A 14,736-nucleotide genomic window follows, 5' to 3' on the forward strand; every position below is an offset into this window, starting at 1 on the left:
AAACATATTAATCAGCCGATTTAACGGATCTCCTGTCCGCGAGCACACGGAAACACGCGATAAAGCAGCGAATAACGCATCTCCTGTCCGCTTCCATGCAGCGACGCACGCACCGTGAACCAGGCGTCATGAAACCGGCCGGTTCGAAACGGTAGCAGCAGTCCATGCCACGCCGGCGAAGCGGCAGCAGGATCCGTTGTGCTCCAGGGCGCGGTTTGCCAGCTGATAACTCAAACAAAGACGCGACCGAACAAATGCGGCACGTAATCCGTTTATACGGAATACGTGCCGCATTTGTTCTCTTCACGGAAGAGAAGGAGCTTCAAGGCTTGATCAGAATAAAGAATTCCCCGTTCGCTATTTACGTAAACGGGTAAAAAAATTCAACCGCAAACGAAGACAACCGTCTATGGATGATATGTTGCCTTCGCTCGGCTATGGAAGCAACTTTTCAGCGATGGGAGCGTCTGTAAAAACAGGAAGCTTATCATGAAAGGAAGGTTAGCGGAAATGACAAAGAGCTGGACAAGGTTCCTGCTGCTTGCGGGAGCGCTGGTCGCGGGGACGGCCGGTAATGGCGCGGCTTCGTCGGCGGCGGCCGATGGGGCAAATGGTACGGATGGCGCGTCTGCGCCGAGGCTGACCGGGAACGGTAAACCGGAGCTGGATCCGGGCTTCGGTTATTATACGCATTTTACGAGCGCGTTGGCGGAGCAGCTGTTTAACCAGAGTCCCGTCACGGCGTATTTGCCGACGCGGCTGCCGGATTCGCATTGGCAATATTACGGCATGCGGAGTCAACTGACCGGTGATGGTTATATATTGACGGCGTATCGCTCGGAGAAGGCGTTGCCGGCCGTGGCGATGCTGCTGGGCGCTGGCGGAGCAGGGGAGCCTAAGGCTTCCGATGTGCTTTACCGGCTTGCGGCGGGGTCGGCGGCCGAGGAAGGATTGTCGGTGCCGCCGAGCGCGAAGCTGCTGCAGAGCGGCGATGCCGCTGGCTGGAAGTTCTGGAGCACTGGCGCGGACGCGGGGCTGGAGCAGCAGCTGAGCAGTAAATTCGCTGCGATGGTCAAGGCCGGCGCACCGGTGAGCGGGGCGGCCGGAACGGTACTCGTGACGAAGGCGGCTTCCGGGAAGGTGACGTATTCGGCGAGCTGGACGAATAACGGCGGCACGTATTACTCGTTTGCCGGCTTTGGTTCGCTTGAAGATTTCGTCTCGATGCTGACCAGCTTTCGGCCTGTCGTGAACCTGCTCGACTCGGCGGATATCGTGCTGCTGCCGGTCGATATGCAGCTGAACCTGCAGGCAGGGCGCAGCGAGATGTTCGAGCCGTACGAGAATCGGTTCGTTCCGCTGGCGCAAGCTCCGATCGTGAAGGACGGGACGGCGTTCTTGCCGCTCCGGGATATTGCGACCCTTATCGGAGGGGAGATTCAGTACGTTGCCGAGGCCGGCGGCGGGGCAGTCTACGTCTCCCAGAACGGTTGGCTTAACGAACTTCAGCTGCGGCTTCGTACCGGTGAAGTGTTCCGCAAGCAGGAGAAGCTGGCGACAGTACCGCTTCTTGTGAAGGATGGCACGACGCTCGTGCCGCTTCGTTTCATGTCGGAGCAGTTCGGTCTGCCGGTTACCTACGATGCCGCCGCGAAAGCAATCGCGGTGCATTATACGCATTGGTCGACCAACTCGGTCGTGCCGCCGATCGGCAGCAAGGCGGACTATAAGACCTCGGTGCTCAGTATCGGAGGACCTCCGTTCACCTACTCCAATGAGCGGTTGGGATCAGGGGCGTCCTGGGGCTATGAGCAGCAAAAGCCTCCGGTTGGCTATAACAGCTTGAAGTACCAGCTGTATAAAGTAGGCGTGGATTTGCTGCCGGGCGACAATGCTTTTGTCATGCGGGATATGCAGACGAAGCGCGTCATTGATAGCATTCCGATCAAGACGACGATTACGGCTGCCGATGTGCCTTTTCGCACGGACGGTTCCTTCTTCGCGGATTCCTTGAAGGTTGAGCTTAAGCTGACGAGCAGCAATGGAAAGTCGTGGCCAAGCGGTTACGCGGAGATAAGCGCCGGCGCCTCAGTCGATATTACGGGGGCATTGAAGGGGCAGAGCTTCGACTCGATCGGCATGGATTATCATGCCGGAAACCTGTCGAGCAAGCGCGTGGATATTCCGCTTCAGGATGGCAAGTTCACCTACCGGTTAACGCCGAACAAAGGGCCGGGTACGTATGAGGTGACGCTGTACAGTCCTCCGGGGAGCGTACCGGGAATGAGCGGCGTGTCGCCGCTTGTCAGCTTTGTTATAGTCGTTCCTTACGCAAGCTGAACGAGAATGGTCTTTGCCAGGAACAAGAACATCCGGGCGATTATGGCCGGCCGGTTGTTCTTGGGTTTGAAAAACAATCGCGTCCCTTTTGCTTAATCAAGAGGGACATGGACGGCGACCTCCTATCCTCGAATCGGGCCCGGTACGCGTTTTTTGGCGGTTTCTGCCTCCCGTCCGCAGGGCTTGAAAATTCCAAGTGGTGCGCAACGAGGATCCATTGCTATAATATGAGGCAGAGAGGGGCGTACGGCCATGGAATACAGCTTGGACGTGAGATTCAAACCATTATACGAAATCATGGGCAGCTTGCATGCCTACGTTTGCCGCAAATCGCATAAGAAGCTCGATTTATCCCCGTCCTGGGCCAAGGACGTCCGGCAGCGGATCACGCCTGAATTGGCGGCGTTGCTCGACAAGGTGCAAATCGACGGCGACTGGAAGCTAACCTATCTGCTCGTGCATCTATGTCCCGGCGAAGACGTCGCCGATTTCATCGATTGGCTCAGAGGGATGTCGGCAGGAGAGCTGTATGAATTAATGTCGGCTTACGGCAACCAGTTCCCGAATCAGATGGGCGAATTTCGCGATCATACCGTACGCTTGTTCGAACAATGGAACGAGCAGTATTTTCGCCATATCGATCCGGCGATCATGCCGATGCTCCGGGAGGAAGCGCGCGCCCGCAAGCAAGCGCTTCCGTCGGCCGACCCGTTCGCGTTCGTCGACGAGACGACGAACGGCCTGTCGTTCGTGCCGGTGAACGGCCTCGAGCAGGTGATTCTGATGCCGCAATATCATTTTCAGCCGGTCAACGTCATCAGCAACTATGGGAAAATCACCATCTGCCACTACGCCGCACGGGTGTACGTCAGCGACGAGGATTTCCTGTCGCCGCACGAGTACCGCATGATCCGGAGCGTTGCGGAGAAGAGCCGGCTGAAGATTCTGAGATACCTGAGCGCAGGCCCGCGTTCGTTCATCGAGATCGTGCGCCATATGGAGCTGTCCAAAGGTATAACCCATGATCATATCTCGAAGCTTCGCAACGCCGGTATGTTGACGGCGCATTTCGAGGGCGAGACGCTGACGACGTACAGCCTCCGAACGAGCGCGATCGAGCAGGCGCACAGTACAATTATGGACTATATCAAGAAGCCGGCGGATTAAAGACAAGCGCTGCAGACGACCGCTTACGCATCGATTAGACGATGCGTAAGCGGTTGTTTGCGTTTCCGGACGTATGCAGCATTGCGTTATGTTTCTGGTGAACATTTCCTATATTCTTTTTTTAAAGAATTTATTTTTAGTTCTCTATTTACAGAACCGTTAATCCTCCCTATAATAAGGACAAATAATGCTGAGTAATCCTGTCGGGATTAGACGACGTTACAAAGCAGCCGATTCCAGGGAGGGTATCATGAATAAAAAAATCGTAACTCTATCGACAGCCATTCTCGCGACCGCGTTGTTCTTATCCGCTTGCGGCAGCAACGGCGGCAATTCGAACGCGAACAATGCGGCCGGGGCTAACCAGCCTGCGGCCAACCAGCCCGCAGCCGGCAACGGAGCGACCGCGGCGACGCCCGATCAGGGTGCGTCGGGTGCTGCCGGACTCATAACGGCTTCGGACATGTCGAAGCTGCCCGACGTCGCGAAGCAGCGTACGGACACGATCATCGTCGGCTTGACCGATCCGAGCGGCGCGTTCACGCCGTACTTCCAGCAAAGCGGCTACGACGGCAACGTATCGTCCCTGCTGTACACGCCGCTCGTCCGCGTCGACGACAAAGGCCTGCCTATTCCGGGCTTGGCCGAGAAATGGGACGTAAGCTCCGATAACCTGACGTACACGTATCATCTCCGCAAGGATTTGAAATTCAGCGACGGCACGCCGCTTACGGCCGACGACGTCGCCTTCACGTGGACGATCCTGTACGACAAGTCATACGACGGCGACTCCCTCGTCAATACGCTGCATATCCAAGGCGGCGACGCCTATAAAGCCGGCACGGCGACAAGCATCCCGGGCATTAAGGTCATCGACCCGCAGACGATCTCCGTCACGCTCGAGAAGCCGAACGCCAGCGCGCTGACGCTGCTCGGTTCCGACGTGCTCTCCAAGGCGTATTACGGCAAGGACTACAAGCAAGGCCAATTGGATTACATGAAGAAGCTGAGCGGCAGCCCGCTGGGAACCGGACCGTACAAGCTGGAGAAATTCATTCCGGGCCAAGAAGTGCGCATGGTCGCGAACGAGAACTACTTTGACGGCAAGCCGAAGACGGAGCATTTCATATATAAAACGGCCCAAGGCGACACATGGCAGTACCTGGAGACAGGCGAGGTCGACTACGCGTCCTTCACGGCCACCAAAGAGAATATCGACAAGCTGAAAGCGCTCGGGTTCGTCAATATCCTCTCGTATACGCCGAGCACGTACGGTTATCTGCAATTGAACCTGAAGCATCCGGCGCTGGAAGACAAGCTGGTGCGCCAAGCGCTTACCTACGGTTTGGACCGTCAGAGCATCTACGTCGATGCGGCGCAGGGCGCGGGTCAAGTCGCGAACATTCCATCCTCGCCGATCTCGTGGTCCTATACGGAGGACGGCATCAATCCGTACAAGTTCGATCCGGAGAAAGCGAAGGCGCTTCTGGACCAAGCGGGGTGGAAGGCAGGCGCGGACGGCATTCGCGAGAAAGACGGCAAGAAGCTGACCATCCATTTCCTGGGCTCCAAGAAGCCGGAGACCGATATCTTCATCGCCGTGGCGAAAGAGGATTACGAAGCGCTCGGCATCAAGTTCGAGCCCGAAGTATTCGCGGATTTCAACGCGCTCGTCTCCAAGGTCGAAGGCGGCGATTACGACATGGCTTCCTTCTCGACATCGCTCCTGACCGATCCGTCGGACGGCCTGCTCCAATTCGTCGACGGCGAGATTCCGGGCTACGACGACGCCACGTTCAAGGAGCTTTACGACAAAGGCTTGGCGACGTCGAACATCGACGAACGCAAAGCCGTGTACCAAGATATCTACAAGCTGCTGAACGACCAGCTGCCGGTCATCTTCACGAGCTATAAGAAGAGCGTGTACGCCTATAACGGGCGGATCCAGAACCTGAGCGTCAGCCCGTTCAACGGACTTGCTCCAAGCTTGCCGAGCTGGACGCTGAGCCAATAACGATAACGAGACATACAATCCCCATTCCCTGTCCGAAACCGGGCGGGGAATGACAGGTTAAGGAGTCGATTATGAGCACGTACATTACGAAGCGGATCTTATACATGATCGTTATATTGTTCGCGGCTTCCTTCTTGATCTTCTGCTTGTACGCGTTGACGCCGGGCGACTTCATTACGGGCAACATCAAGCTGACGCCGGAACGCAAAGCCGAGCTTCGGGAGATCTACGGCTTGAATAAACCCGTGATCGAGCGGTACGCCACCTGGATGAAGAACGCCTTCCACGGCGATTTCGGCTATTCGCTGTCGCAGCAGAAGCCCGTTCTTACGTTGTTTAACCAATATATCTGGAATTCGTTCCTGCTTGCGGTCGTTTCCACGTTCCTGACCTGGCTGATCGCGGTCGTCGTCGGCGTCGTCGCCGCCTACAAGCAATACTCATGGTTCGATACGATCGTCATGGTGGCTCTCTTCGCGGCGATGTCGATTCCGTCGTTCTTCATCGGCCTCTTCCTCATTAAGATTTTGGCCGTCGACTGGAAGTGGCTGCCTCCAGGAGGCATGCTGACAACGGGAAGCAACGCGACGGGCTTCGCTTATGTTCGGGAAGTCATTCACCATATGATTCTTCCGGTGATGGTCATGACCTTGCTCGGCGTCGGTTCGCTGACGCGTTACTTCCGCAGCAACATGATCGACGTCATCAAGCAGGATTACATCCGCACGGCCCGGGCGAAGGGCTTGAAAGAGCGCAAGGTCTTGTTCACGCATGCCCTGCGCAATGCCCTGCTGCCCGCCATTACGCTGGTCGGCTTCGAGCTTCCCGCCTTGTTCGGCGGCTCGTTGATCATCGAGAAAATTTTCAACTGGCCGGGGATCGGGCAGCTCTATATGCAATCCTTCAGTTTGCGGGATTACCCGCTCCTGATGGGCTTCACCTTGTTTATCGCGATTCTGACCGTCATCGGCACGCTGGTCTCGGACATTCTGTATCATGTCGCCGACCCGCGGGTCAGGCTGTAGGAGGTCCATTCGATGTCAACGATTCACGGAGAGGGGACTGCGGCTATGGCGTCCGCTAACCCGCAACCTGTTCGTCCCGTCTATACGTCCCTCTGGAAGCAATCCTTGAGGCGGCTGCTCAAAAACAAACTGGCCGTATTCGGCTTCGTCGTCGTGGCGTTCATGTTCGTCGCTTGCTTCGTCGGCCCGTTGTTCTCGCCGTACACGGACAACAAGATCCATATGGCCATCATGAACAAGGCGCCGAGCCTCAAGCACTGGCTCGGCACGGATGCGCTGGGCCGCGACGTGCTGACCCGCGTGCTGCAGGCCGGACGAATATCCTTGACCGTCGGCCTGGCTTCCATGGCGCTGTCCGTCTTCGTCGGCTCGCTGCTTGGCGTGATCGCTGGCTATTACCGGGGCATCGCCGATCAAATCATTATGCGCCTGGCCGACCTGCTGCTGACGATTCCGAGCCTTCCGCTGCTCTTCATTCTGGGCGCGCTCTTGTCGGAATGGAAGGTGCCGACGGATTACCGCATGTACATCGTCATGATGATGCTCAGCATCGTCGGCTGGCCGGGGCTCGCGAGGATGGTGCGGGGCCAGATGCTCAGCCTCCGGGAGCGGGAATATATGCAAGCCACCGTCGTGCTCGGGCTTCGCGATCGTCGGAAGCTATTTCATCATTTGCTGCCGAACCTGGTGCCGCTGCTCATCGTCATCGCCACGCTCAACATCGGCGGGGCGATTCTATACGAATCCGTGCTGAGCTACTTCGGTCTCGGCGTTATGGCGCCGACGCCGACATGGGGCAATATGATCGACGCGGCCAACAACATGATCGATTTCCAGGACCATCCGTGGCTTTGGATTCCGCCCGGGCTCTCGATCTTCGCAACCGTCATCGCCATTAATATTTTCGGCGACGGGCTGCGGGACGTCCTGGATCCCAAGCAGAAAAGGTAGGTGTGCGCGAACATGAATCCGTTACTTGATATCACGCATTTAAGCACGCATTTCAAAACCGAAGAGGGCATCGTCCGGGCCGTCGACGACGTAAGCCTGCGGGTTCGCCCCGGCGAAATCGTCTGCATCGTCGGCGAGTCCGGCAGCGGGAAGAGCATCACGGCCCTGTCGGTGATGGGGCTGATCGAAGAGCCGGCCGGCCGTGTGATCGGCGGGAGCATCGCGTTCAACGGCGAAGACTTGCTTAAGCTGAGCCGCAACGAGCTGCGCACCATTCGCGGCAACGAGATCGCGATGATCTTCCAAGAGCCGATGACCTCGCTCAATCCCGTGCTTCGGATCGGCGAGCAGCTGATGGAGCCGCTCATGGAGCATTTGAAGCTGAGCAAGAAAGCCGCGCGGAAGCGGGCGATCGAGCTCATCGGCGAAGTCGGCATTTCGCGCGCGGAGCAGATCGCCGATTCGTATCCGCACGAGCTGAGCGGCGGCATGCTGCAGCGCATCATGATCGCCATCGCGATCTCCTGCAGCCCGAAGCTGCTTATCGCCGACGAGCCGACGACCGCGCTCGACGTGACGATCCAGGCGCAGATTCTGGATATGCTGCGCCGGTTCAAGGAAGAATCGGAGACGTCGATTTTGCTCATCACGCACGATTTGGGCGTCGTGGCCGAGATGGCGGACTACGTCGTCGTTATGTACGCGGGCAAGGTCGTGGAGGAAGGCGAGGTCGTGGAGCTGTTCGAGCATCCGAAGCATCCGTACACGCAGGGGCTGCTGAAATCCAAGCCGATCATCAATCAGCGCCGGGACGAGCTGTATTCCATTCCGGGTCAGGTGCCGAATCCGCTCGAGCTGACGCCGTCCTGTTACTTTCACGATCGCTGCGCGCACTGCATGGACATCTGCCGGACGAAGCAGCCGGCGTTGAAGGATGCCGGCAAGCGGCAAAAGGTCGCATGCTGGCTGTACGAGGAGGCGATCGCGCATGTCTGAGGCAGCACAGCCGCTGCTCGAGGTAAATGGGCTAAAGAAGTATTTTCCAATCAAATCAGGTCTGCTCAGCCGTACGGTCGGCAGCGTCAAGGCCGTTGACGATATCAGCTTCTCGATCAAGCAAGGCGAAACCTTCGGCTTAGTCGGAGAATCGGGAAGCGGAAAAAGCACGGTAGGCCGTACGATTCTCAGATTGACGGACAAAACGGACGGCGAAGTGAAATTCAAGGGCGTCGATCTGTACAAGCTGGCGCCGCAGGAGCTGCGACAGCTTCGTCCGAAAATGCAGCTCATCTTCCAGGATCCGTATAGCTCGCTGAATCCCCGCGTGCGCATCGGCGATGCCATCGGCGAAGCGCTGTTGGATCACGGTCTGGCGCCCCGGGAAGAAATTCGCGACCGGGTCATGGACGTCTTGGCCGCATGCGGACTGTCGTCGTATCATATCGACCGGTTCCCGCATGAGTTCTCCGGCGGCCAGCGCCAGCGCGTCGGCATCGCCCGGGCGCTCGTCTTGAATCCCGATCTGATCATCGCCGACGAGCCGGTCTCCGCGCTGGACGTCTCGATTCAAGCGCAGATCATCAATTTATTTCGCAAGATGCAGGACACGCAGGGCTTGACGTATTTGTTCATCTCCCATGACCTCAGCGTCGTCGAGCATCTGTGCTCGCATATCGGGGTCATGTACCTGGGGTCGATGATGGAGACCGCTTCGCGCGGCGAGCTGTTCCGCAATCCGCTGCATCCGTACACGAAGGCGCTGCTGTCGGCCGTACCGATCCCGATTCCGAAGCTGAAGCGCGAACGGATCGTGCTGAGCGGGGAGCTGCCAAACCCGGCGAATCCGCCGTCCGGCTGCAAATTTCATACGCGCTGTCCCTTTGCCGTTGCCCGCTGCCGCGAGGAAGCGCCGTTGTTCCGGAACGTCGGGAACGATCACAGCGTCGCTTGCCACCTCGTATGAGCGGCGGCGGAACGAAGCTGCCGCAGCTCTATTCGCTGCAGCTGGAGCGAATGATCGCGCACGGACTGTCGGCCAACAAGATTATGGATCTGCTTCGCGCCGGCGCGGAGAGCGAGGCCGAGCTAACGGAGGCGGTCGATCCGAACGTCAAGTGGGAACGGCTGCTGACGTTCGCGCAGGATAACCTACAGTTGATGGAGTCGGCGGTATCGGACGGCTACCGCTTTCCGTTCATTACGATCGGCGGTATCAAAAATTTGTTGGCGATTAAGTATCGCAAGCGCGAAGGCGCGGATTACCGCTTCCCGGGCGACCGGATCGAGGGACTTCGGTTGAACGGCGCGGAGCTTGAACTGCTGAGAAGCATGATTCCGGCGTATTGGGTCTTTACGCGGGGGGATTCGCAGTTTGGGGAAGATCGGCACGAGATTACGATCGCGCTTCAAAGGCCATAGGAAGATCTTGCTTGCAACGGAGCCTGTTAGCCTTGAGCTAACAGGCTCTATGTGCATTGGAGTCAGGACTTAAGAACAACAGCGCTTAGCAACTTCCTTGCATACATAATGATTACTCATTGAGGATGAGATCGATTTTGCTCTGAACGAGCTTCGCGACGGCTTCGGCCGATTTCTGGCCGCTGAAATAGGCTTTGGATTCGTTCATGATCGTTTCATCTATTTTGGAAGGCGTCCGCACCCAATGAACGGCTTCCGACAGAGAGCCTTTTAATTGATCCAGTTTCTCGGTGTCGACGATCGCTTCGGGATGAACGTCCGATTGAATCGTACCCGCTTCTTTCAATTGCTCGACTTGCCCATCGTACGCGAGCTTGTTGATCGGGAAGCCGATATTCGTATTAGTATCGGCAGCGGTAAGCGACTTCGCTTCGTCATCCATGAGAAAGGCGAGAAATTGCCACGCTTCCTGCTTATGCGGGGAGTTCGCGTTGATGCCGACCATGCCGAAAGTGGAGAAATAACCGCCAGCGCCTAATTCGTGCGGATGGGGCAGCGTATATAGCTTCGTTTGCTCGGCAAAGCCGTTCAATAAATAGCTCTCGAACGAATCGATCGGCCATGCGTTGAAATACGCCTTCGCGTTCAAGGTGGCCGCGCTGCCCCTGCCGCCGCCGTCCGCGGCCATGTCGAACAGCAAGCCGTCATCGATCATGGCCTGCACGTCATGAATCAGTTCGATGAACGAATCGGAATCAAACGCGCGCTCACCGTTCTTCTCCTTAACGAGCCGAGTGAAATTATCGGCGGTCATCTCGCTCAGCAGGATGGAAGGCTCGGTAATCAACGCGCTTGCGATCTCGCCTTTCTGCTTCAACTGCTTGGCTGCGGCTATGAAATCGTTCCACGTCCAATTACTGTCGTCAATCGGCACGCCCGTCTTGTCGATGGCCGATTTATTGCCAAGCAATCCGTCCAGGTAGAAGTATAACGGCATGCCGTACAATCCGTCGTTCACTCTCGCGTTATCCAGGATATTGGTGAAGTAATCTTGCGCGCGAAACGATATATCGCTTGACATCATGTCTTGCAAATTGACGAGCAGATGACGATTCGCATAAGCCTCCATGGGCAATATATCCAGCTCCACCAGGTCAGGGCCTTTGCCGGCCAAGATGGCCGTATTCGCGCCGGTCAGGAACTTCTCCCTGTTAGCCGCCGCTTCGTCCAAATCCTTCCCGTAAGACGGCGTTGCTTGAAGCCGTATCGTTACGTCGGGATGCAAGGATTCGTATTTCGTTACGGCCGTCTTCATCCGATCGCTCAAATAATAGGTGGCGAACGTTAATGTGACAGGTTCGGAAGCATGCTCGCTTTCCAAAGGGGCTTGCGAAGGCGAAGCGGGTTCCGTCACCGGTACTTCCGTCCCTTGGGAGCTGTTGCCGCTGCAAGCGGCGAGTAAGCAGACCAGGCTTGTCAAGGTCCATGCGATTTTCTTCATGTTCGTTCCTCATTTCGGAAGGTAGTTGTCCGAAATTCAGGATAACGGAAAGTTATTGCCAAAGTGTGGCGCAGACGTAGCCGAATTGTTACGAGTTGGGGAATTGCGGGCAGCGGTTGTGTTCTCTCGCGCCCATTATGAATGCAAGGCATCCGCACCGTTGACAGATGAATGGATCCTCTATATAATTTAATTAAATGAACGGTTCATTTAATTAATAGGAGGCATTCAAAATGAGCGGAATTCGACAGGCGAACGGTCGCAGCCTAAGCGGGAAATACGTGGTGATTACCGGTGCGACGAGCGGCATCGGTTTGGCAGCCGCACAAGAGTTAGCTGCCAGAGGGGCGAATTTGGGTATCGTTGCGCGTAATGCAGCCAAAGCGAAAGCGGTGGCCGAACAGATCCGGGCTTCCTGCGGCAATCGGGTTACGGTGGACGTTTTCATCGCCGACATATCGTCCCAGCGGTCGATCCGCCGTGCGGCGGACGAAATTTTGGCGAAATGTCCGAAGATTGATATTTTGATCAATAATGCAGGTGCCATGTTCGTTCATCATACGATGACGGAAGACGGAATCGAGATGACGCTGGCGGTCAACCATATCGCGCCATTCTTGTTCACGACGCTGCTCCTGGATAGACTTGCGATGAGTGAACATGCCCGTGTCATTACAACGTCGTCCCACGGCCATAAGATGGCCATGAAAGGGATCGATTTCGATGACTTGAGCGGCAAGCGTTATTTTGGGTTTCTGGGAAAACTGAAGGGCGGTCCTAATTTTCGATACGGCGAGACCAAGCTAGCGAACATCTTGTTTACCGCCGAGCTGGCACAGCGTATGAAGGACACGAATGTGGCTGCGTATTGCTTTGATCCCGGACTCGTCGCTACGAATTTCAATCGCGACAACGGCTGGATGGCCCGGATGACGACTGCCGCCATGATGAGATTCGCCCGTACGCCCGAGAAAGGCGCGGAGACCCTTGTATGGCTGGCGGAAACCGATGTCAACAACCTGGAGAGCGGCTGTTATTACGCCGATAAGCGGGTGGGGACACAGTCGGCGCAAGCCCGGAGCATGGAAGCGGCGAAAAAGCTTTGGGAAGTTAGCGAATGGCAAACTCGCGCATCGGAAGCATAATTGACGGGGCGACACGCAGAAGGGAAGAAGGATGACCATGGCAAGAAAAGCGCAATCCGAACAAGTACACGATGAACGCAAAGCTCATATCAAGCGAGCTGCGCTTAAAGTTTTCGCGGAGAAAGGGCTCGCCGGAACGAAGATGAGCTTGATCGCCGAGGAAGCGGGCATCAGCCAAGGGCTGACGTATAAATATTTCGAATCCAAAGACGAAATCTTCGCGCTTCTCGTGGAAGAGGCGATCGAAGAATCCCAGGACGCCATTCGGAATATGGGGCAATTGCCAGGTTCGCCCCTTGATCAGCTGAAGGCGTTCACGCTTCGGCTGCTGGACGAGAACCACAAGCATTATTTCATGCTCGTTCAACAAGCGCAAAAGTCGGAAGGGGTACCCCAGAGGGCCAAGGAAGCCATCGAGCGATATTCCCCCCGGGATACGATCGAGTCGTTGATTCCGATCTTCGTCCGGGGGCAGCAGGAAGGACAATTCGCGGAGGGCGATCCCTACGGCAGATTGATTCTGTTTCTGTCGGTCGTAACCGGTCTTATGCTTCAAGATGCCAAGGCGATCGGAATCGACTGGACGCAGGAGGTTGATCGCCTGCTGGGCATCGTGAAGAAATAAGATGGTGCCGTCGGCGATGCCCCTCTATTTAATCTCCCGTTAATCTCCCGATATTCGTTTCGTCTTGAACCGATGCACAATTTATTATTCAATGGAGGTAGAGAATGAATATACGTAATTGGGGACCAAAGTCAGTAACATTTTGGCTCGCGGGTGTCGTGACGCTGTTAATGCTGTATCTAGGCATACGAGGATTTGTCCAGCCAGAAGCTGCAATACGGGAGTTCGGCTTGCCCCTTCACGACTCCGCGGATAAGAATCTTGTATACATCAAAGCAGATCGCGACCTTTTTATTGGAATCTTGCTCCTGCTCTTGATGATACTTCGTATGAGAAAAGCAATGCTTGTCGTGATGGTAACCTCCATTCTGATGCCAGCCATCGATGCAATACTGGTGCTTACGAAAGCAGCAGATACAAGACCTTCTTGGATCCATATTGTTTCTGCGGTATATGGAGTTGTTGTCGGTTATATGCTGTATCGGGAAGAACGGCGTATGCGATCTTGAATTGGGATAAAATGTCATGAAGATTAATTTCAAATGCGGAGTGGAGGGGCTTTCGCTTATGCGACGTAAAATCGCGCAGCTTACCTGTTGTTTACTGCCCGTAATCGGTCTGGTAGTCACCGGTTGTTCTTCAAGCTCGATGGAGACTAGTAACGCGAAGGCCGTTTCCAACATCCAGGACGTTGAAATTGACAGCAAGGCATTGGCGACGACTATGCGATTCGATGTTTATACGCCGCCAGGCTATAACCCAAAGGCGCGGTATCCGGTAGTTTACATGCTTTATGGCTATGGCGGAAATCGCGATTACGTTTTTGAAAATATGGGCCTAGGCGAAGTTTCCGATCGTCTCGTTCAACAAGGTACTATCGTGCCCATGCTTATCGTTTCTCCTGATTACGGGAATAGCTTCGCGGTAAACACGGTCCCCGGACAAGGCGTGAATCCAGGCGGCGTAGATGAAGGCAATTATGAGGACTACTTAGTAGAAGAGGTCATACCCTACGTAGATTCTCATTACAGCACAATCGCCTCGCGGGAAGGCCGCTATGTCGGCGGCTTCTCGATGGGGGGTTACGCCGCTCTTTACCTCGGTTTTAACCACGCGGACCTCTTCAGTAAGATTGGGGGACATAGCGCTGCAATCTGGGATTATACGGATAATGATCAATATATGGACCAGCGTGACTGGCTGTTCCCCACCGAGGCATTACGGGAGCAGCGGGATCCTTTTAAACTGGCCGTTAGCCGCAACCTGAATGACGTGGACATCTACCTCGATGCGGGAAGCTCCGATCAGCTAGCAGAAGCGGATCAGGAACTGTATGCCCTATTGAAAAGCAGGCATGTTGAAGCGGAGTGGCATGCCAATCCCGGTGATCATTCCGTATCCTATTGGACGGAGCATTTTGAAGATTATTTGAAATTTTACTCTGGTGAAGTTGGATCAAAGTGAACCGTCGGGAGCCGCAAGCGAACCTGCCTTTTCGCTGCCTTAGGAGGAGCTCAGGCCGCAGCTCCTATATCTCCTGACCGGACTCG

General features: G+C 55.8%; 13 protein-coding genes. 12 read left to right on the top strand and 1 reads right to left on the bottom strand.

All coding sequences use genetic code 11. The features are described from left to right. Positions 1-510: 510 nt before the first annotated feature. The 8 genes from GXP70_RS15940 to GXP70_RS15975 all read left to right on the top strand — a co-directional run bounded on the left by GXP70_RS15940 (position 511) and on the right by GXP70_RS15975 (position 9,915). Positions 511-2,340 carry a copper amine oxidase N-terminal domain-containing protein gene (locus GXP70_RS15940; protein WP_162357733.1) on the top strand — a complete coding sequence of 610 codons (1,830 nt, stop codon included), beginning with the start codon at positions 511-513 and terminating at the stop codon, positions 2,338-2,340. 252 nt (positions 2,341-2,592) lie between these two features. Continuing rightward, on the top strand, positions 2,593-3,507 hold the full coding sequence (locus GXP70_RS15945; RefSeq protein WP_162357734.1) for an ArsR/SmtB family transcription factor: 915 nt from the start codon (positions 2,593-2,595) through the stop codon (positions 3,505-3,507). 250 nt (positions 3,508-3,757) lie between these two features. Beyond that, on the top strand, positions 3,758-5,521 hold the full coding sequence (locus GXP70_RS15950) for an ABC transporter substrate-binding protein (protein ID WP_162357735.1): 1,764 nt from the start codon (positions 3,758-3,760) through the stop codon (positions 5,519-5,521). Between the two features lie 71 nt (positions 5,522-5,592). Then, complete coding sequence (locus GXP70_RS15955) at positions 5,593-6,546, top strand: ABC transporter permease (protein ID WP_162357736.1); 954 nt, start codon at positions 5,593-5,595, stop codon at positions 6,544-6,546. A 12-nt stretch (positions 6,547-6,558) separates the two neighbouring features. Next, on the top strand, positions 6,559-7,497 hold the full coding sequence (gene opp4C / locus GXP70_RS15960) for an oligopeptide ABC transporter permease (protein WP_162357737.1): 939 nt from the start codon (positions 6,559-6,561) through the stop codon (positions 7,495-7,497). A 12-nt stretch (positions 7,498-7,509) separates the two neighbouring features. After that, the gene (locus GXP70_RS15965; protein WP_162357738.1) at positions 7,510-8,493 is read left to right on the top strand and encodes an ABC transporter ATP-binding protein; all 984 of its coding nucleotides are present in this window, start codon (positions 7,510-7,512) and stop codon (positions 8,491-8,493) included. Further along, positions 8,486-9,460, top strand: a complete 975-nt coding sequence (locus tag GXP70_RS15970) for an ABC transporter ATP-binding protein (RefSeq protein ID WP_162357739.1) — start codon at positions 8,486-8,488, stop codon at positions 9,458-9,460. The genes GXP70_RS15965 and GXP70_RS15970 overlap by 8 nt, the downstream gene beginning before the upstream one ends. Beyond that, entirely contained in the window at positions 9,445-9,915 is a 471-nt protein-coding gene (locus GXP70_RS15975; protein ID WP_162357740.1) for a hypothetical protein, read from the top strand. Before GXP70_RS15970 ends, GXP70_RS15975 begins: the two co-directional genes overlap by 16 nt. 112 nt (positions 9,916-10,027) lie before the next feature. Here the strand turns inward: GXP70_RS15975 and GXP70_RS15980 are convergent, their stop codons facing one another. Further along, positions 10,028-11,416 carry an ABC transporter substrate-binding protein gene (locus GXP70_RS15980; RefSeq protein ID WP_162357741.1) on the bottom strand — a complete coding sequence of 463 codons (1,389 nt, stop codon included), beginning with the start codon at positions 11,414-11,416 and terminating at the stop codon, positions 10,028-10,030. Positions 11,417-11,649: 233 nt separating this feature from the next. Between GXP70_RS15980 and GXP70_RS15985 the strand changes: the two genes are divergently transcribed. The 4 genes from GXP70_RS15985 to GXP70_RS16000 all read left to right on the top strand — a co-directional run bounded on the left by GXP70_RS15985 (position 11,650) and on the right by GXP70_RS16000 (position 14,650). After that, positions 11,650-12,561 carry an SDR family oxidoreductase gene (locus GXP70_RS15985; RefSeq protein ID WP_162357742.1) on the top strand — a complete coding sequence of 304 codons (912 nt, stop codon included), beginning with the start codon at positions 11,650-11,652 and terminating at the stop codon, positions 12,559-12,561. A gap of 31 nt (positions 12,562-12,592) precedes the next feature. Further along, positions 12,593-13,186 (top strand): TetR/AcrR family transcriptional regulator, encoded by a 594-nt coding sequence (locus GXP70_RS15990; RefSeq protein WP_162357743.1) that lies wholly within the window; start codon positions 12,593-12,595, stop codon positions 13,184-13,186. Positions 13,187-13,290: 104 nt separating this feature from the next. Further along, positions 13,291-13,695 carry a DUF4267 domain-containing protein gene (locus GXP70_RS15995; protein WP_162357744.1) on the top strand — a complete coding sequence of 135 codons (405 nt, stop codon included), beginning with the start codon at positions 13,291-13,293 and terminating at the stop codon, positions 13,693-13,695. A gap of 16 nt (positions 13,696-13,711) precedes the next feature. Continuing rightward, a complete protein-coding gene (locus GXP70_RS16000) occupies positions 13,712-14,650 on the top strand; it encodes an alpha/beta hydrolase (RefSeq protein WP_162357745.1) in 939 nt (312 codons plus the stop codon). Positions 14,651-14,736 lie beyond the last annotated feature (86 nt).

It is taken from the genome of Paenibacillus lycopersici (assembly GCF_010119935.1).
Lineage (GTDB): Bacteria > Bacillota > Bacilli > Paenibacillales > Paenibacillaceae > Paenibacillus_Z > Paenibacillus_Z lycopersici.

What these genes read in the sequence shown, in the direction of transcription:
- GXP70_RS15940 (WP_162357733.1), top strand. Translation starts at nt 511, where the DNA reads ATGACAAAGAGCTGGACAAGGTTCCTGCTGCTTGCGGGAGCGCTGGTC.
- GXP70_RS15945 (WP_162357734.1), top strand. Translation starts at nt 2,593, where the DNA reads ATGGAATACAGCTTGGACGTGAGATTCAAACCATTATACGAAATCATG.
- GXP70_RS15950 (WP_162357735.1), top strand. Translation starts at nt 3,758, where the DNA reads ATGAATAAAAAAATCGTAACTCTATCGACAGCCATTCTCGCGACCGCG.
- GXP70_RS15955 (WP_162357736.1), top strand. Translation starts at nt 5,593, where the DNA reads ATGAGCACGTACATTACGAAGCGGATCTTATACATGATCGTTATATTG.
- opp4C (WP_162357737.1), top strand. Translation starts at nt 6,559, where the DNA reads ATGTCAACGATTCACGGAGAGGGGACTGCGGCTATGGCGTCCGCTAAC.
- GXP70_RS15965 (WP_162357738.1), top strand. Translation starts at nt 7,510, where the DNA reads ATGAATCCGTTACTTGATATCACGCATTTAAGCACGCATTTCAAAACC.
- GXP70_RS15970 (WP_162357739.1), top strand. Translation starts at nt 8,486, where the DNA reads ATGTCTGAGGCAGCACAGCCGCTGCTCGAGGTAAATGGGCTAAAGAAG.
- GXP70_RS15980 (WP_162357741.1), bottom strand. Translation starts at nt 11,416, where the DNA reads ATGAAGAAAATCGCATGGACCTTGACAAGCCTGGTCTGCTTACTCGCC.
- GXP70_RS15985 (WP_162357742.1), top strand. Translation starts at nt 11,650, where the DNA reads ATGAGCGGAATTCGACAGGCGAACGGTCGCAGCCTAAGCGGGAAATAC.
- GXP70_RS15990 (WP_162357743.1), top strand. Translation starts at nt 12,593, where the DNA reads ATGACCATGGCAAGAAAAGCGCAATCCGAACAAGTACACGATGAACGC.
- GXP70_RS15995 (WP_162357744.1), top strand. Translation starts at nt 13,291, where the DNA reads ATGAATATACGTAATTGGGGACCAAAGTCAGTAACATTTTGGCTCGCG.
- GXP70_RS16000 (WP_162357745.1), top strand. Translation starts at nt 13,712, where the DNA reads ATGAAGATTAATTTCAAATGCGGAGTGGAGGGGCTTTCGCTTATGCGA.